This is a genomic window from Lachnoclostridium sp. An196 (assembly GCF_002160135.1).
GTDB lineage: Bacteria > Bacillota > Clostridia > Lachnospirales > Lachnospiraceae > Hominiventricola > Hominiventricola avistercoris.
Window position 1 is genome coordinate 23,780 of the sequence record NZ_NFJZ01000006.1, and the last position, 16,670, is coordinate 40,449.

Here is a 16,670-nt window from a genome sequence, read left to right on the forward strand (position 1 = left end):
CTTACTCCGCATAATATGCGTCAAATATTCTTTTTGCGATCGGAACCGCGTATTCGCTGCCCGACCCCGCCTCCTCTACCAGCACGCAGACCGCCAGATCCGGCTTGCTGCCAGTCACGTACCCGATAAACCATGCGTGGCTTTTGCTCTTGTCACTGCTGTATTCTGCGGTGCCGGTTTTACCGGAAGCCGTGTAAGAGTCACTCTGAAGCGCCGAAGCCGTGCCGTCCTCAACGACTGCCCGCATATATTCCTGCAGGACCTGCGCCTCTTCCTGCGTCATCAGCGCTCCGTAAGTCTCCGTAGAATAGCGCTCCACCAACTGTCCAGTATAATTCTCTGTCCGATCCAGGAAACGTGGAACCATCAATACTCCGTCATTTGCAACAGCAGATGCCAGCATCGCCATATGCATAGGCGTCACCAGCGTGTCTCCCTGTCCGATAGCTGTCATCATCTTTATGGCTTCCGTATCATTTTCTTCCAGAGAAAAGGAACTCCTGCTGTATGGAAAAGACAACGGCAAATCGGAGTTGAACAAAAGCTGGAAAGCCAGGTTCTGAAGCTCTTCCACATCCAGATCTCTTCCCATATCGGCAAACGCGCTGTTGCAGGATTTTGCAAACGCTTCTTTCAAATCCAGGTCTCCATGAGCATTTCCATGATAACAGCTGATGGAAGAATTGCCCACGCCGACACTGCCGGTACAGGTAAACGAAAAGTCTTCGTCCATATTATGTTCACGCAGGTATTCCAGGAGCGTAACTGTTTTAAATATGGAACCCGGCGGATAAAGCCCCTGCATGGCCCGGTTCAAAAGGATACTGTCCTCAGAGGTACTCAGTTCCTCCCAATTCTCCGCCACCGTGCCCGGATCATAATCCGGTTTGGACACCAGCGCCCGCACATTCCCGGTGGAAGGTTCGATCACGATCACAGCGCCTTCTCTGGTACTGAGCGCGTCGTGGGCCGCGGTCTGCAGGTCCACATCCAGCGTCGTCACCAGACTGTCCCCGATGTTTTTTTCGCCCTGCAGCTCATTGAGGAACCGTTCAATGAAATAAGCATTGGATGTGAGCAGCTGGAAATTTCCGAGGCTTTCGATCCCGGTTTTCCCATAGTCAGCGTATCCCAGAACATGAGAAAATGTGCAGTCGAAAGGATAGATCCGGTTCTCCGTTCCATCCGATTCCACCCGGGTATACGCCAGGATCTGACCGTCTGATGCCAGAATATTACCGCGGACCACCTTTTCCTCAAAAGTATCCAGTCTGGCGTTGTATGGGTTGTTGATCACATCACGGCTGTCCACAATCTGAAACCAGACCAGATATCCCACCATCAGCACGAAAACGCCTGTGATGATCCAGAGCACATTTGTGTATTCCCGGTTAGTTCTTTTTGCCTTGCCCTTTTCCTTTTTCCTTTTCATTTTCAGCCACCTCATCGCCGCGTTTCAGATACATTCCCTGTACAATCGCCCAGACCGCAAACATACTCAGGAGAGAACTTCCCCCGTAGCTGATGAACGGAAGCGTCACCCCCGTAGACGGTATGAATTTAATCACGCCGCCGATGGAAAGGAACACCTGGAAGATCAACAATGTCCCCAGGCCCAGGGCCACCAGTTTGTAGTAGGCATCCTTCAGACACATGGCAATATTCAAAATCATATAAAAACAGCAAAGATAGACAAACACCAGCAGAACAGCAAACAAAATCCCCATCTCTTCGGCAATAGCAGAAAAAATAAAGTCCTCTTCCACCACAGGGATCTTATTCGGCATCCCCTGCCCCAGACCCATACCGAACCATCCTCCCGTTCCGATGGCAAACAGAGACTGAGCAATCTGATATCCTTCCTCTTCAATCACCGCAAAAGGATTGCTCCATGCCAGCACGCGTGCCTGGACATGCGAAAACAGGCGCCATGCCACAAATGACGCCGCGCATCCGGCGCCCAAACCGGCGAGAAAATACAGCGGCTGTTTCGTCGCCACATAAAGCATGACCAGATAAGTCACAAAAAATATCAGAGCGCCGCCCAGATCTCTGGACAAAACCAGCACCAGAACATGGGCCGCCGCCGCGCAGGTAGTGATCACGACTCTTCTCAGATCCTGTGTCTCATAGAGCATACCGGCAACAAAAAAGACAAACAGAATCTTCACAAATTCAGACGGCTGTATCGTCACATCGTAAATCGTCAGAGACAGCCGGGCTCCAAAAGCCGTATTGCCCAGAATCAGCACGGCGATCAGCGTAAGCAGTCCGCCCGCTCCGTAAACCCAGTACAGTTCCCGGAGCCTTCCCGCCTTCCGAATGATCCACGGAATCAGAAAAGTAAGTCCTCCTGCCAGCACGGCGATCTGAAACTGTCTCTCCGCCCGGTCAAAGGAAAGCCGCGACAGCATGAGAAGACCTACGCTGAGCAGCAAGAGCAGATTATGATTCAAAAGTTTATCCGATCTGGGATATACGATCCTCTGCAGCAGCAGAAATATCAGAAATGCCAGAAGCTGCATCCCGTAAAAATACAGAAGCTCTTTATTCTCCGTATTCAGGAACAACACTGCGTTCCCTGTGAAATGCAGCGCAAACAGTAGAAAATCCTGTACCCAGAGAGCGGCGCGTTTTTCTTCCTCCGGCCCCCGCACGAGCCGGAATCCCAGCAGCGTAAAGACTGCCAGTAATATTATCATGACATATTTTGCAAGATCGGTAATAATATTTACCATTGTTTACTCCACGCCCCGTTTAAAATGTCCTCTGGTTATCTCCGCCTCCAGCCGCTCCCGCTTCATCCATGCATCCAGGACTTTTGATACCTGTTCTTTTCCCTCTGTGGTGAAGCTGAGCCGGAACGCGCCGATTCCTCTTATTTTCTCTTCCAGATCCAGCAGGCAGAGCGGCTGGCTGTTATATATGATATTATAACAGTCCCTGCAGTAATTTTTCACCGGGAACTCTTTGGCATAGCGGTCTCTCAACGTCCAGACCTCCGGCTTATTCCCGCACCGGTCCAGAGTCCGGTGCAGACATCCCGCCGTGACCATCATGGGATATCTCCCATATATCATGCGGACGCTGTCCTCACCGGAAACTGCCCTCAGTTCTCCCGCATTCAGTTCCAGCGGATCTGTAAACATCCACGCGCCCTGTTCTTTCCAGAACCGGCGGCTGCGTCGGTTCCAGGTATAGACATTGTGATCCAGGATGATCCTGCCGTCCGCCCTGTTCTCTTTCAAAAACATATACTCTTCCGGATTCCTGACCAGAAAACCGTCCATGTATGCCCCGTTCCAGAGTTCCGGATGTCTATAAAAACGGTTCTCCGTCCCCATACGGAAGATGTGCGGCAGAGCCGTCCATGCTTCCAGACCCTGTCTGTGTACTTTCTCCGTCAGCTCTGACATATATTCTTCCATGGTCTCCTGCTCCAGGAAAATAGCCGTAAGCGGGATTCTGTCCCGTCTCAGATCTTCTGCCGCGGAAAGCACTGCTCCCAGCTGTTCCTCCGTCTCCACGGAAATATGGAGAGCCGTCCGTTCTGCCGGGACCGGACGCCGGAGAGGATTTATACATTCCCGGGCTTTACCCGCTGCCCTTCTCCCGTGCGCCAGGAGCGCTGCTTCATATCCGGATAACGCTTCTCTCCGGATCCGGTTCAGTTCCTGCACCGGGATGAAAAGCGGTCCCTCCATACGGATCTGCAGGTCCTCCCAGACAAACGGAGTATTTCCTGTCTTCATAAGCTGTCTGCAGATCTGTTCCTCCTCCATCGGACGGGTTTTAGGGACCTGGGGCATCTCTCCCTCAACAGTTATCTCTGCACCGCGTCCCCGGACATGCAGAGTCAGCGGAGTCCCTTCAGCAGCCAGGAACGTCCCTCTGACCGGGATCTTTTTCTCCGTCTCCACATAAGCCGCCCGCAGACGGCCGATCAATTTTTCATACGCTTTTTTCTCCGCGTCCTTTGCCGGCCGGTCCGAAAGCGCCATCATATTTTTCCCGTTGTGCTGTTCATAATAGCCTCCGGAAAAACCGTCCCGGTTAAACAGACGCAGAAGCTCCCGCCGGTCAGCCTCATCCACCCGGTACTTTTCCTTTCCGTCTTTCAGATAACGGTCTATATATTTCCGATAGATGCGTACCACTCCGGCCGCGTATTCGGGCCGTTTCATGCGTCCTTCGATCTTCAGAGAATACACTCCCGCTTCGGCGATCCGGGGAATCAGATCCAGCGTACAGATGTCTTTGGGACTAAGCAGGGGCTTTACTGCTTTTCCGGAGACCGGATTTCCATGATCCAGAGCCTCATAGGACAGGCGGCATGGCTGGGCGCAGCGCCCCCTGTTCCCGCTCCTGCCTCCCAGAATGCTGCTGAAGAGACACTGGCCCGAATAACAGTAGCAAAGCGCGCCATGCACAAAGGTTTCCAGTTCCATGCCCGTCTCCTGATGAATCCGGGCAATCTCCGCAAGGGACAGTTCCCTGGCCAGCACCGCGCGGCTGACCCCGGCCTCCTCAAGCAGACGGACGCTTCCCGAACCGCACAGATTCATCTGTGTGCTGGCGTGCACCGGAAGGTCCGGAAACCATTCTCGTATGGCGGCAAGCACACCCATATCCTGAACCAGCACCGCGTCCACGCCCCTCTCATAGCAGGGCCGCAGGTACTCGTATAATTCCTGTTCCAGCTCCGCGTCCTTCAGAAGCGTATTGACAGTCAGATACAGCTTCACTCCATATAAATGGGCATAATCAATCGCTTCCAGGAGGGCTTCTCCTCCCGGGTTCTCCGCGTAAGCCCGCGCGCCAAAACGGGTTCCACCCATATAAACAGCGTCCGCTCCTGCCTGAACGGCCGCTTTCAGACTTTCTAAAGAACCCGCCGGGGCCAGGAGTTCCAGTCCTCTCTCTTCCATACTCTCATCCTTCTGCACGAACATCACAGGCCAGCGCGTAAAAGAGCTGGCCTGCTGTAGTATCTATCTATAATTTCTGTTCCGGTCTGTTCAGCTTCCGATTCGCCGCAGACTGAGCCAGACGGTTCTGCCTTTTCTCCTCATCCTTCAGGCGGGCTTCCAGATCCCGAATCTGTTTCTGGAGCTTTTCCTTATCCATCTCGGCGTCGATCAGGTCGTGCTTCAGACCATAGATCTCCTTGTCTTTCTGCTCAATCTCCTTTTCCAGCTGATCTCTGGCATCGCTGGCTTTAAAATAAGCGTCTGCCAGATTCATATTCTTCAAAAGCTGCTTCTCCTCCGAACTTAAACGGCGGTACCCTTCCATACCGGATACCTGTTCTTCTATCTCATTCAGATAGGCGGCAACCTTCTGCAGATACGCCGTACTTTCATATCCGCTGATGGTATATACCTTTCCGCCTATCAGTACATCGGCCGTATTTTTCTTTGCCATATCATCCCTTTTCCTTCCGTTCCGGGTCTGGCCCTTCGGGACCGTTTCTATGTATATTATACCGGTTTAGCCCGGAAAAGCAATCCCCAAATGACGGTAGGCCTCTTCCGTCGCCACCCGTCCCCGCGCCGTGCGGTTCAGAAATCCGTTCTGCAAAAGATATGGTTCATAGACGTCTTCCAACGTCCCCGCGTCCTCTCCAAGGGCTGCCGCCAGCGTATCCAGCCCAACCGGCCCGCCGGCAAATTTTTCAATAATCGTGCGCAGGATCATGCGGTCGGACTGATCCAGTCCGTGACGGTCCACTTCCAGAAGATCCAGCGCGAACATGGCCACATCTTCTGTGATCCTGCCGTCATATTTTACCTGCGCGAAATCACGTACTCTCTTCAGAAGACGGTTGGCAAGGCGCGGCGTGCCTCTGGAACGTCTGGCCAGCTCTGCCGCTCCTTTCTCATCGATCTCCACTCCCAGGACCACCGCCGACCGGCGGATGATCGTGGTCAGTTCTCCCACAGTATAATACTCCAGATGATGCACGACTCCGAAACGGTCCCTCAGCGGAGCCGTCAGAAGCCCTGCTCTGGTGGTGGCGCCTACCAGAGTAAACTTCGGCAGGTCCAGCCGAATGCTTCTGGCCGAAGGGCCTTTCCCGATCATGATGTCAATGGCATAGTCCTCCATGGCCGGATACAGCACCTCCTCCACCTGCCGGTTCAGACGGTGGATCTCATCCACAAAGAGAACGTCCCCTTCCTGCAGATTATTCAGGATCGCCGCCATCTCCCCCGGTTTTTCGATGGCCGGGCCGCTGGTCACTTTCATGTGCGTGCCCATCTCGTTGGCAATGATCCCTGCCAGGGTCGTCTTGCCAAGACCCGGAGGGCCGTAAAACAGCACATGATCCAGCGGCTCGCCTCTGGTTTTGGCTGCCTCTATATAAATCTTCAGATTGTTTTTTGCCTTTTCCTGTCCGATGTATTCATCCAGGCTCCTGGGCCGGAGGCTTCCTTCGATGCGGATGTCTTCCTCCGCCGCCTCCGTAGTGATAATCCTGCGCTTCTCCATGTCCAACTCTCCTGCCCGTTTCTTCTCTCTGTCAGAAAGCCATCCGTTTCAGCGCTTCCTTAAGGATCGCCTCCGCATCCATGTCTTCCGTCGGCTTCACCTGCCGTACCGCCTTCAAGGCGTCCGTACTTCCGTATCCCAGAGCAGTCAGCGCCTCCACCGCGTCCTGTACCGCTCCGTTCCCGGACAGCGCATACGCTTCCGGCGAACTCTGTTCAGAAGCCAGTTTCTTCTCAAAGGCTTCTTCCACATCCAGCTTATCCTTCAGTTCCAGGATGATCTTCTGCGCCGTCTTCGCTCCGATCCCCGGCGCCTTCGAGATCTTCCTGGCGTCGTCCGCCAGAATCGCGAAACGCAGATCATCCGCTCCCAGTGCAGAAAGAATACTAAGGCCCGCTTTTGGCCCCACTCCGCCTACTCCGATCAGCATCTTATACATCTGCAGATCATCCCTGGTCAGAAAACCAAACAGCGCCACCGCGTCCTCTCTCACCTGCATATATGTATACAGCTTCAGTTCCTGACCGACACCTTCCAGCATATCGATCAGCTGTCCCGGCACCAGCACCTCATATCCCACGCCATTTACATCCAATACCACGCTGCCTTCTGTCAGATCAGCCACCGTGCCTCTCAAAAATGCAATCATATTTTTCGTCCTTATCCTTTTCGATTCTTTAAAATCATACCACGGGGGAAGAAAAACTGCAACCGTATGTTCGATCCGGTTTGACAGTTGAATAATCAAAAAAGTACTTGCAGGCTGCATAAAACCTGCATTTTACACCATTAATATCTAAAAACGGATCCATATATAATTCTTTGTCTGCTCTTATTAAAGATACTGTTCATTGGCTTTCCAGTATCTGGAAGTAATATCCGGTTCCGTATAACATAGTTTATCACCTTATTTTCCACATTATCTATTTTCAAAAGCAAATTGCAGTTATATAATAGATTTAGCAATGCAGCAATAATTATATGTTTTCACTCAAAACAGGGAGAGTATTCGTATGGGTTTGATCGGTGTAATCATTATTATATTAGTACTTCTATATTGGATAATTCGAGCGGCAGTCAGAGACGGTATCAAAGACGCCAAAAAAGACGCCAATAATATCACGGAGGAGTAACTATGGAACAACAAAAGAAAATTTCCAATTATGAAAAAATGAAAAACGACATGGCGGGCGAGTTTCTGCGGTACGACCAGAACGCCATGATACACAAATTCAATCTGGAGCATGACGAAAACTATCTCTATATTTATTTTGTATGCCGGAAATACCGCATTGACCGTTTGAGCGGGAAAATAACCTGGTCCGAAGACGCTTTCCGGACCGAAAAAGATGCGGATTATAATGAAGCGATGACCATCTACGACGTGCTCTGCTCTTCCAAAAAACACTGCCATCTCTCCCATGAATGGGTAAATATAGGCAGCTTATCTTCTGTTCAAGGCGGATCCTTATCCAAAGGAAGTAATTTTTTTCAGAACGCCGGAGAATATTTTGACAGGAAAAAGGATGCTCTTGCCCTCGCATGTGAATCTTTACACGGGAAAAAGATCGAAAGAGGCGACGTGGCCTATGAACTGGATCTGTTTCCCTTTCTTCCCGTCTGTCTGCGCTTCTGGGAGTCCGACGAAGAATTCCCCGCAAGCCTGCAGATCTTTGTGGACAAGAACATCCTGGATTATATGCACTATGAAACACTGATGTTTGCGGTTACACACCTGCTGAACCGCCTGAAGCCGTAAACAATATATTATTTCAAAATATCTCAGAAAAGCCCCATCACCCAGCAGAACGCCACGGGTATCACCAGAGACGGCAGCATATTCATGGTTTTGCAGTCTTTGATATTCAGGATCGATATTCCTGAGCTGGCGATCAGGAATCCTCCCACGATGGACAGTTCTGTCATCATGTCCGCCGTCATGAAATTCCCCAGCGCCAGCGCGCATACATAGATAAGGCCCTGCCAGCAGAAAAGCACGCCCGCCGACAGCGCCATCCCGATCCCGTAGGTAGACGCCAATACCATGGAAGTCACAAAATCCAGCGTGGCATTGGTGAACAGATATGTATGATCTCCATAAAGCGCGCTCTGAATCGGCCCCAGGATCGAAAGAGTGCCGATACAGAATAAAAGAATCCCCGTAGAAAGGCCCCGGCTGAGTTCTCCCACGGACAGCCGGTCCGTCAGCTTTTTAAAACGACCCTCGATATCCAGCATTGTTCCCAGAAGACTTCCCAGGGCCAGACTCACGATAAACAATACCGGATAATTGCTGTCCGGCATATTCTGGACCACCGCATTGATACCCAGTCCCGTGGCGGCCAGCCCCATAGCTGTATAAAGAGCGTTCTGCTGTTCTTTTCGAATTCCTTTTTTCAGCACACTTCCGATCACGCTTCCCGCCAGGATCGTACAGGTGTTCACAATGGTTCCGATCATATCTTTATAATCCTCTGCCTTCCCGGATTACTCAATAATCTTTCTGGGACATTCTTCTTTACATTTCCCGCAGCCGGTACATTTATCATAGTCAATATGCGCCAGACTGCCCTCAACCGTGATGGCGCCGGCTTCGCATACCTTCGTGCATTTCATACATCCGATACATCCTGCCTTGCAGACCTTCATGACATCTTTTCCTTTATCTCTGGACGCGCAGCGCACCTTTGACACGCCTTCCGCCGGAATGATTTCGATCAGATTCTTCGGACAGACAGCCGCGCACCGGCCGCAGGCCTTACAGGCGTCCGGATCCACCACGGCCACGCCGTCCACGATATGGATTGCGTCAAACTCACAGGCCTTCACACAGGAGCCATATCCCAGGCATCCGTACGCGCAGGCCTTGTCGCCTCCATTCTGCATCATGCTCACAAAACGGCAGTCGTCTGCTCCCGAATATTCGTATGCCTTTGGAGCAATCCCGCAAGTACCCGCGCATTTGACAAACGCGGTCATCTTCTTCGTCTCTCCGGCCTCCACACCCATGACAGCCGCGATCTTCTCTCCCACCGGCGCTCCTCCCACAGGACATCCGTTCACCGGAGCCTCTCCGGCGACGATCGCCGCGGCCATGGCGTCGCAGCCTGCATAACCGCAGCCTCCGCAGTTATTGCCCGGAAGCAGTTCCCGGACCGCTTCCTCTCTCTCATCTGTCTCTACTTTGAATTTTTCACCGGCCGCTCCCAGAAACAGACCGATAAATACGCCCACGCCGCCGACAATTACGGTGGCAATGATAATTCCTGTAATACTCATCGCACGCCTCCTATATCATCCCGGAAAATCCGCAGAATGCAATCGCCATCAGCCCGGCCGTCACCAATACGATTGGAAATCCCTGAAGGGTCTGCGGAATATCGCTGTATTCCAGTTTTCCGCGGATTCCCGCCATCAGGACGATGGAGATCAAAAACCCGGTCGCCACAGCAAAGCCGTTTACCGTACTGGTCAGGATTCCGTATCCGCTCTGCACATTGGTCAGCGCCACACCCAGCACCGCGCAGTTGGTGGTGATCAGAGGCAGATAAACGCCCAGCGCCTCATACAGTCCTTTCATCGTCTTTTTCAGGAACATCTCCACAAACTGAACCAGACAGGCGATAACCAGAATAAAGACAATGGTCTGTAAATATTCCGTATGAGTAGGCACCAGCAAAAACTCATAGAGTACACTGGCCACAAAAGATGCCAGTGTAATGACAAATACTACGGCTCCGCCCATACCGGCCGCCGTATCGATCTTTTTGGACACGCCAAGAAACGCGCAGATTCCCAGAAACTGGCTCAGTACCACATTGTTGACCAGCGCTGATCCGATGGCGATCAATAACAATTCTCTCATGCTTTCGTTCCTCCCTGTCCCGTCATACTGCCGCATCCGGACGCGCAGGCGGCGCAGTCCCCGCCGCATCCGCTCTGAATTTTCGAAGTATCTTTACCTTTTTTCGCCAGATTCATCTTCACCCGGTTCTGTACCGCGGTCAGAAACGCCAGTACAAAGAACGCTCCGGGAGCCATGACGAAAATGGACACCGGCTCATAAGATTCCGGCAGTATCTGGAAACCGAAGATCGTTCCCACACCGATCAGTTCACGGATAATACCGATACTGGTCAGACCGATCGTAAATCCAAGACCCATACCGATCCCGTCAAAAAGAGACGCCGCGGGCGGATTTTTGGACGCGTACGCTTCCGCGCGTCCCAGGATAATACAGTTTACAACGATCAGCGGTATATAAAGTCCCAGACTGTCATTTAGAGACGGGATGTACGCTTCCAGCAGGAACTGTACAATCGTCACAAAAGACGCCACTACTACGATAAAAGCCGGTACCCGGACTCCATCCGGAATGATCTTCCGGAGCATGGAGATCATCAGATTTGACAGCGCAAGAATCACCGTCGTCGTCAGCCCCATACCGATTCCGTTGATGGCGCTGGTCGTCACGGCCAGCGTGGGGCACATGCCGAGCATCAGTACAAAAGTGGGATTTTCCTTCACCATCCCGTTCCAAAGACGTTCCATAGCCGTACTCATATCTTATACCCCCTGTTCCGCATAATAATCTGCCAGACCAAGCGCCGCGTTGACCGCTCCGGTCACCGCGCCTGTAGTGACCGTCGCGCTGCTGATCGCGTCGATCTCACCCTCCGCGCTCTTCCCGGTTTTTGTATACACGATCTCATCCGCCTGGATTCCCCGGAATTGAGCCTTCCATTCTTCCGTGTCCGCGTTCATGCCCAGTCCCGCGGTCTCGCTGATGGAGAGGAAAGAGATGCCCAGAATCGTCTTGTCGTTCCGGATTCCTACCGTCAGCTGGATATCTCCGCCATAACCTTCCGGCGTCGTCAGATTGAATACATGCCCCAGAACATTTCCGGAAGCATCACATGCTTCTGCCACTTCGTTGATCTCCACCGTGCTATATTCTGTGGAAGCCAGGTACACAGCGGCGCCTTCCAGATCTTCCAGTTCACGGAATGAATCCGCATCCGGAAAAACTTCCGCGTAAGCCTCCGTCTTTGCCAGCTCCTCCTGCCGTGCAATCGGTTCTTTTGTCAGTTCATATACAAATCCCAACAGTAATCCGGATACCACGGTGATCGCCGTCAGGATCAGGGTGTTTTTCAGTATCCTGTTCATGCCTTTTTCCCCCTTTTCATCCTTGCGATCCCAAAGGCCGCGGGAATCGTGACCCGTTCAATCAGAGGCACCAGAAGGTTGGAAAGAATAATCGCATAAGAAACTCCTTCCGCCGAAGCGCCGAAACAACGGAACACGCCGGTCAATAGGCCCAGGCAGACGCCGTATACGATCTGACCGGCCGGCGTGATCGGACTTGTCACATAATCGGTAGCCATAAACCAGGCTCCCAGCATCAGTCCTCCTCCGCATACCTGAGCCGCAAGATAAGACAGATCCAGTCCGTGACCTCCGAACAGCGCAATAAAAATCACGAATGTGAACAGATAGATGCCCGGAATCCTTATACTGATGACTTTTTTCCCAAGCAGGATCAAGGCTCCCAGCAGAATCGCGATCACAGACGTCTCACCGATGGTCCCGGCTGTGGTTCCCACGAACATGGATACAAGATCCACGCTTTCTCCGGCCCGCATGGCTGCCAGAGGCGTCGCGCCGGATACCGCGTCATATGCAAAATCCGTCATCCTGGCCGCAAAAGATATCAACAGAAAACATCTGGCTGCCAGGGCAGGATTCATAAAGTTCTGACCCAGTCCTCCAAACAGCTGTTTCACCACCACAATGGCGAAAACACCGCCCAGAACCGCCAGCCACCAGGGCGCGCTTACCGGCAGGTTCAGCGCCAGCAGAAGTCCCGTCACCGCCGCGCTGCCATCGGTGATCGTCACTGGTTTATGCATACCTTTTTCATATAAAAACTCCGCCGCCACACAGACAAGCACCGTAAGCACGATTAAAAACAATGCTTTCGGGCCAAAATGCCAGATTCCAAACAAAGAGGCGGGCAAAAGCGCGATAAGCACCCACCGCATCAGATCCGCGCTGCTCTCCTGTGCTCTCACATGCGGAGATGATGACACATTTCTCAAGTCGTTCATAGATTCTATTTTCCTCCCTGCTTCTTGCGTTCTGCCATGGCTATGCGCCTTGTATTGCGGATCATCTGCGCCAGCGGCCTTTTCGCCGGACAGACGTAGCTGCAGCATCCGCATTCCACACATTCCATACCGTGCCATTTTTCAAAAGACTCCAGATCTCCCTTCTCCGCGAACTGGGACAGTCTTGCGGGAACCAGGCCTTCTGAGCATGCTTTCACACACCGGCCGCAGTTGATGCACGCGGTCACCGGCGATGATTTTACGTCATCATGAAGAAAACAGGTGATCGCAGATGTGGTCTTTACTGTCGGTACATCCAGATCAAACATGGCAACTCCCATCATTGGTCCTCCGGCGATCACTTTTTCCGCGCCTTCTTTCAGGCCGCCTGCCGCTTCCAGAATCACATTCACGTTCGTTCCTATTTTACACTCAAAATTTCCCGGGCTTACGACTCCGTCGCCGGATACCGTCACCACCCTGGACAGCAGCGGTCTGCCCAGAACAACCGCGTCATAGATCGAACAGACCGTATCGCAGTTGTCCACGATACAACCCACATCCGCGGGAAGCATGGACGAATTCAGTTTTCTCCCCGTCGCCGCATAAATCAGCATTCTTTCGGCTCCCTGCGGGTATTTCTTCTTTAATACCTTCACCTGGATACGGGACTCATTCTCGCACGCTTTCCGGAGTATCTCTATAGCCTCCGGTTTATTGTCTTCGATGCAGAGATACCCGGCCGCCCGGTCAAAAATACTTAAGATAACCTGAAGCCCGCCGATGATTTTCTCCGGCCGTTCCATCATGAGGCGATAATCCGAAGTCAGATACGGCTCGCATTCCGCACAGTTTACCAGGATCGTATCGATCTTGTCCGGCTCTTTCGGAGACAACTTTACATGAGTAGGGAATCCGGCTCCTCCGAGGCCAACCACTCCGGCCTCCCGGATCAGCTGGATCATTTCGTCCCGGCTCATCTCGGCCAGAGGTTTTACCGGAAATGGCGCAGCCTCTTCGTACATCCCGTCATCCTCTACCACAATTGAATCGACCTTGTTTCCCGAAGGAGTCATATGAGACTCAATACTTTTAACAATTCCGGATACAGAAGCATACACGGGCGCAGATACGAATCCCCCCGCCTCCGCGATTTTCTGTCCTGCCAGCACCCGGTCGCCTTTCTTCACCACCGGGAGCGCCGGAGCGCCGATATGCTGAGAAAGAGGATAGATCAGATCGCCTTTCGGCGGACAGGGCGTGATAGGCCTGTCTTTGGACAGTTCTTTTCCATCATATGGATGCACGCCGCCTTTAAATGTCAATAATGCCATAACAATTTTCCTTCCTGCTTGTGAAAAAATGGACGAACCCTTAACACCAACAGAAGGACATACAGATCAGCTCCGCATGTCCTCCTTGCACAATTCTTTTATTCAGTTATCCTGATTATTCTTCGGTTTCTTCTTCCTGATCGGATTCCGCTTCATTGTTCTCAAGCGCTTTCATACTCAGGCTGATCTTTCTGTCCTCGCCGTTAAAATCTACAACTTTCGCAGTGATCACCTGACCGATCTTCAGAACATCAGACGGCTTGTCTACATGTTCTTTGGAAATCTGAGATACATGGAGCAATGCGTCCACACCCGGCTCCAGTTCTACAAACGCACCGAAATCTGTCATACGCGCAACAATACCTTCTACTACGTTGCCAACCGCATACTTCTCATCCGCTGTAAGCCACGGATTGGAATCCTCAAACTTCATGCTGAGAGCAATCTTGGAATCCTTGATCTCCTTGATCAGGACTTTCACTTTATCTCCGACTTTAAACAATTTCTTAGGATGCTCTACGCGTCCCCAGGACATCTCGGAAATATGAAGCAGTCCGTCCGCTCCTCCCAGATCGATAAATGCGCCGAAGTCCGTCACATTCTTCACAGTTCCTTCTACCACATCACCTTCATGGATACGTGCGAACAACTCTTTCTGCATCTCTGCCTTCTTGGCAACCAGAAGCTGTCTGCGGTCTCCGATAATCCTTCTTCTCTTCGGATTAAACTCGGTGATGACGAACTCAATCTCCTGATCCGCATATTTTCCAAGATTCTTTTCATACGTATCGGATACCAGGCTGGCCGGAATGAAAATCCTCGTCTCATCTACAACTACGCTCAGTCCTCCATCCAGAACCTGAGACACCTTTGCTTTCAGTACTTCCTTGTTCTCAAAGGCTTCCTCCAGACGCTTGCTTCCTTTTTCCGCAGCCACTCTGCGGTAAGACAGCTGAACCTGTCCTTCTCCGTCATTCACTTTCAGAACTTTTACTTCCATGGTATCTCCCACATGAACCATCGCAGTAAGATCGGCATTCGGTACATTTGTGTACTCGCTTCTGGATACGATACCATCGGACTTATAACCTATATTTAAGATGATCTCATCTTCTTTGACATCAATGACCGTGCCCTCTACGATTTCTCCTGTTCTGATAGTTTTTAATGAATCTTCCAGCATTTGTTCAAAACTTAAATCTGCCACGTGTTTTTGAACCTCCTCAATTATTTTCTTTGGGGTGGAAGCCCCTGCTGTAATACCTACAAGCCCAGTAGATCGTAATACTTCTAAATTCAAATCGTGAACCGTCTGTATATAGAAAGTATCCGCACACTCTTTTTTACAAATCTCAAATAGCTTTTGTGTATTTGAACTGTGGCTGCCGCCAATTACAATCATGGCGTCTGCCTCTCCTGCAATCTGGCGGGCTTCTGTCTGACGCTCTTCCGTCGCATTGCATATTGTATTTACAACAAGTCTATCATACCTCTTTTTATCCAGAATTTCAACTAAATCTTGAAATTTCTTGTAGTTAAATGTCGTCTGGGAAACAATACACACCGGGGTTCCTTCTGAAATGCCGATAGTTTCCGCCTGCTGCGCATTTTCAATCACAGTTGCGGGACTGTGACACCATCCTTTGATTCCCTCCACTTCCGGATGTCTGTCATTTCCGATTATAATAATATGCCTTCCCGCCGCGCTTTCTTTTTCCACAATACGATGAATCTTCTTCACAAACGGGCAGGTGGCGTCCACGCATATCAGTCCTTTGTCCTGAATCAGATCATAGATCTCTTTTCCTACTCCATGAGACCGTATAATGACAGTGCCTTCGGCAAGCTGTTCAAGCTCTTCCCTGCTGTTTAAAACGTGTACTCCTTTTTCTTCCAGGTCACGGACTACCACTTCATTATGAATAATAGGGCCATACGTATAGATCGGTTTATATCCTGCATCCGCCTGTTCATATACCGTATCCACCGCTCTTTGTACTCCAAAACAAAAACCGGCGCTCTTTGCTGTCTTTACCTGCATAAAGCCAGTATCCTTTCTATAACTTCCTCTATAGTAAGATCCGAAGAATCGATGAGCACTGCGTCATCCGCCTGGCGGAGAGGTGCGTATTCTCTGTTGGAATCCCTTTCATCTCTCTCTCTGATATCTGCCTCTATCGCGGCCAGATCGCAGTTTTCGCCTTTTGCGGCAAGTTCGTCGTACCGGCGCCTGGCCCTGCACGCCGTAGTGGCGGTCAGATATACTTTCACATCGGCATCCGGCAGAACGCACGTACCGATATCTCTGCCGTCCATCACCACATTCTCTCTGGCGGCCAGATCCTGCTGCAGCTCCACCAGCTTTCTGCGGACATCCGGATTCACGGAAGAAGCGGACGCCATATTTCCTACTTCTTCTGTCCGCAGATACGCCGTGACATTTTCTCCGTTCAAAAACACCTGCTGCACACCGTTCTCGTAGGCAATATTGATCACAGCATCACGGCTGGCCTCACTGATCCTGTCCGCATCAGCCGAAGAAATGTGGAGACGAAGCAGATACAGAGCCATGGCACGGTACATGGCACCGGTGTCCACATAAATATAACCAAGTTTTTTTGCCACTGCCCTGGCCACAGTGCTCTTCCCGGCTCCCGCCGGGCCGTCGATCGCGATCTGATAACTCATACCTTTCACCTGTTCCTGTTTTCTTTTCGATACATTATATCCGAAT

At 51.4% G+C, this 16,670-nt stretch carries 17 protein-coding genes; 2 read left to right on the top strand and 15 right to left on the bottom strand.

Annotation, left to right across the window (positions count from 1 at the left end; translation table 11 throughout):
* Position 1: 1 nt before the first annotated feature.
* The 6 genes from B5F29_RS08270 to ruvA all read right to left on the bottom strand — a co-directional run bounded on the left by B5F29_RS08270 (position 2) and on the right by ruvA (position 7,141).
* Positions 2-1,432 (bottom strand): peptidoglycan D,D-transpeptidase FtsI family protein, encoded by a 1,431-nt coding sequence (locus B5F29_RS08270; RefSeq protein ID WP_242955611.1) that lies wholly within the window; start codon positions 1,430-1,432, stop codon positions 2-4.
* Positions 1,392-2,738, bottom strand: coding sequence for an FtsW/RodA/SpoVE family cell cycle protein (locus tag B5F29_RS08275; RefSeq protein WP_087154163.1), 1,347 nt, complete (start codon positions 2,736-2,738; stop codon positions 1,392-1,394). The genes B5F29_RS08270 and B5F29_RS08275 overlap by 41 nt, the downstream gene beginning before the upstream one ends.
* A gap of 3 nt (positions 2,739-2,741) precedes the next feature.
* Positions 2,742-4,928, bottom strand: coding sequence for a peptidase U32 family protein (locus B5F29_RS08280; RefSeq protein ID WP_206414192.1), 2,187 nt, complete (start codon positions 4,926-4,928; stop codon positions 2,742-2,744).
* Positions 4,929-4,995: 67 nt separating this feature from the next.
* Positions 4,996-5,424, bottom strand: coding sequence for a cell division protein ZapA (gene zapA / locus B5F29_RS08285; protein WP_087154165.1), 429 nt, complete (start codon positions 5,422-5,424; stop codon positions 4,996-4,998).
* Positions 5,425-5,490: 66 nt separating this feature from the next.
* Positions 5,491-6,492 carry a Holliday junction branch migration DNA helicase RuvB gene (gene ruvB / locus B5F29_RS08290; RefSeq protein ID WP_087154166.1) on the bottom strand — a complete coding sequence of 334 codons (1,002 nt, stop codon included), beginning with the start codon at positions 6,490-6,492 and terminating at the stop codon, positions 5,491-5,493.
* A 31-nt stretch (positions 6,493-6,523) separates the two neighbouring features.
* Complete coding sequence (ruvA, locus tag B5F29_RS08295) at positions 6,524-7,141, bottom strand: Holliday junction branch migration protein RuvA (protein ID WP_087154327.1); 618 nt, start codon at positions 7,139-7,141, stop codon at positions 6,524-6,526.
* 364 nt (positions 7,142-7,505) lie between these two features.
* Here ruvA and B5F29_RS16760 point away from each other — a divergent pair, with 364 nt between their 5' ends.
* Together B5F29_RS16760 and B5F29_RS08300 are read left to right on the top strand one after the other, a co-directional pair.
* Positions 7,506-7,625 carry a DUF6019 family protein gene (locus B5F29_RS16760; RefSeq protein WP_242955612.1) on the top strand — a complete coding sequence of 40 codons (120 nt, stop codon included), beginning with the start codon at positions 7,506-7,508 and terminating at the stop codon, positions 7,623-7,625.
* Positions 7,626-7,627: 2 nt separating this feature from the next.
* Positions 7,628-8,251, top strand: a complete 624-nt coding sequence (locus tag B5F29_RS08300) for a DUF3786 domain-containing protein (protein ID WP_087154167.1) — start codon at positions 7,628-7,630, stop codon at positions 8,249-8,251.
* A 23-nt stretch (positions 8,252-8,274) separates the two neighbouring features.
* Here the strand turns inward: B5F29_RS08300 and B5F29_RS08305 are convergent, their stop codons facing one another.
* The 9 genes from B5F29_RS08305 to cmk form a co-directional block, all read right to left on the bottom strand.
* Positions 8,275-8,952 (bottom strand): DUF554 domain-containing protein, encoded by a 678-nt coding sequence (locus B5F29_RS08305; protein ID WP_087154168.1) that lies wholly within the window; start codon positions 8,950-8,952, stop codon positions 8,275-8,277.
* A 27-nt stretch (positions 8,953-8,979) separates the two neighbouring features.
* Complete coding sequence (locus B5F29_RS08310) at positions 8,980-9,771, bottom strand: RnfABCDGE type electron transport complex subunit B (RefSeq protein ID WP_087154169.1); 792 nt, start codon at positions 9,769-9,771, stop codon at positions 8,980-8,982.
* 10 nt (positions 9,772-9,781) lie between these two features.
* Positions 9,782-10,357: an electron transport complex protein RnfA gene (locus B5F29_RS08315; RefSeq protein ID WP_087154170.1), complete on the bottom strand. Its 576-nt coding sequence runs from the start codon at positions 10,355-10,357 to the stop codon at positions 9,782-9,784.
* Entirely contained in the window at positions 10,354-11,055 is a 702-nt protein-coding gene (gene rsxE, locus B5F29_RS08320; RefSeq protein ID WP_087154171.1) for an electron transport complex subunit RsxE, read from the bottom strand. Before rsxE ends, B5F29_RS08315 begins: the two co-directional genes overlap by 4 nt.
* A gap of 3 nt (positions 11,056-11,058) precedes the next feature.
* Positions 11,059-11,661, bottom strand: coding sequence for an RnfABCDGE type electron transport complex subunit G (locus B5F29_RS08325; protein ID WP_087154172.1), 603 nt, complete (start codon positions 11,659-11,661; stop codon positions 11,059-11,061).
* Positions 11,658-12,602: an RnfABCDGE type electron transport complex subunit D gene (locus B5F29_RS08330; protein ID WP_087154173.1), complete on the bottom strand. Its 945-nt coding sequence runs from the start codon at positions 12,600-12,602 to the stop codon at positions 11,658-11,660. Before B5F29_RS08330 ends, B5F29_RS08325 begins: the two co-directional genes overlap by 4 nt.
* Positions 12,603-12,607: 5 nt before the next feature.
* The gene (gene rsxC, locus B5F29_RS08335; RefSeq protein WP_087154174.1) at positions 12,608-13,936 is read right to left on the bottom strand and encodes an electron transport complex subunit RsxC; all 1,329 of its coding nucleotides are present in this window, start codon (positions 13,934-13,936) and stop codon (positions 12,608-12,610) included.
* 115 nt (positions 13,937-14,051) lie between these two features.
* Positions 14,052-15,977 carry a bifunctional 4-hydroxy-3-methylbut-2-enyl diphosphate reductase/30S ribosomal protein S1 gene (locus tag B5F29_RS08340; RefSeq protein WP_087154175.1) on the bottom strand — a complete coding sequence of 642 codons (1,926 nt, stop codon included), beginning with the start codon at positions 15,975-15,977 and terminating at the stop codon, positions 14,052-14,054.
* Entirely contained in the window at positions 15,968-16,624 is a 657-nt protein-coding gene (gene cmk / locus B5F29_RS08345) for a (d)CMP kinase (protein ID WP_087154328.1), read from the bottom strand. The genes B5F29_RS08340 and cmk overlap by 10 nt, the downstream gene beginning before the upstream one ends.
* Positions 16,625-16,670 lie beyond the last annotated feature (46 nt).

What these genes read in the sequence shown, in the direction of transcription:
- B5F29_RS08270 (WP_242955611.1), bottom strand. Translation starts at nt 1,432, where the DNA reads ATGAAAAGGAAAAAGGAAAAGGGCAAGGCAAAAAGAACTAACCGGGAA.
- B5F29_RS08275 (WP_087154163.1), bottom strand. Translation starts at nt 2,738, where the DNA reads ATGGTAAATATTATTACCGATCTTGCAAAATATGTCATGATAATATTA.
- B5F29_RS08280 (WP_206414192.1), bottom strand. Translation starts at nt 4,928, where the DNA reads ATGGAAGAGAGAGGACTGGAACTCCTGGCCCCGGCGGGTTCTTTAGAA.
- zapA (WP_087154165.1), bottom strand. Translation starts at nt 5,424, where the DNA reads ATGGCAAAGAAAAATACGGCCGATGTACTGATAGGCGGAAAGGTATAT.
- ruvB (WP_087154166.1), bottom strand. Translation starts at nt 6,492, where the DNA reads ATGGAGAAGCGCAGGATTATCACTACGGAGGCGGCGGAGGAAGACATC.
- ruvA (WP_087154327.1), bottom strand. Translation starts at nt 7,141, where the DNA reads ATGATTGCATTTTTGAGAGGCACGGTGGCTGATCTGACAGAAGGCAGC.
- B5F29_RS16760 (WP_242955612.1), top strand. Translation starts at nt 7,506, where the DNA reads ATGGGTTTGATCGGTGTAATCATTATTATATTAGTACTTCTATATTGG.
- B5F29_RS08300 (WP_087154167.1), top strand. Translation starts at nt 7,628, where the DNA reads ATGGAACAACAAAAGAAAATTTCCAATTATGAAAAAATGAAAAACGAC.
- B5F29_RS08305 (WP_087154168.1), bottom strand. Translation starts at nt 8,952, where the DNA reads ATGATCGGAACCATTGTGAACACCTGTACGATCCTGGCGGGAAGCGTG.
- B5F29_RS08310 (WP_087154169.1), bottom strand. Translation starts at nt 9,771, where the DNA reads ATGAGTATTACAGGAATTATCATTGCCACCGTAATTGTCGGCGGCGTG.
- B5F29_RS08315 (WP_087154170.1), bottom strand. Translation starts at nt 10,357, where the DNA reads ATGAGAGAATTGTTATTGATCGCCATCGGATCAGCGCTGGTCAACAAT.
- rsxE (WP_087154171.1), bottom strand. Translation starts at nt 11,055, where the DNA reads ATGAGTACGGCTATGGAACGTCTTTGGAACGGGATGGTGAAGGAAAAT.
- B5F29_RS08325 (WP_087154172.1), bottom strand. Translation starts at nt 11,661, where the DNA reads ATGAACAGGATACTGAAAAACACCCTGATCCTGACGGCGATCACCGTG.
- B5F29_RS08330 (WP_087154173.1), bottom strand. Translation starts at nt 12,602, where the DNA reads ATGAACGACTTGAGAAATGTGTCATCATCTCCGCATGTGAGAGCACAG.
- rsxC (WP_087154174.1), bottom strand. Translation starts at nt 13,936, where the DNA reads ATGGCATTATTGACATTTAAAGGCGGCGTGCATCCATATGATGGAAAA.
- B5F29_RS08340 (WP_087154175.1), bottom strand. Translation starts at nt 15,977, where the DNA reads ATGCAGGTAAAGACAGCAAAGAGCGCCGGTTTTTGTTTTGGAGTACAA.
- cmk (WP_087154328.1), bottom strand. Translation starts at nt 16,624, where the DNA reads ATGAGTTATCAGATCGCGATCGACGGCCCGGCGGGAGCCGGGAAGAGC.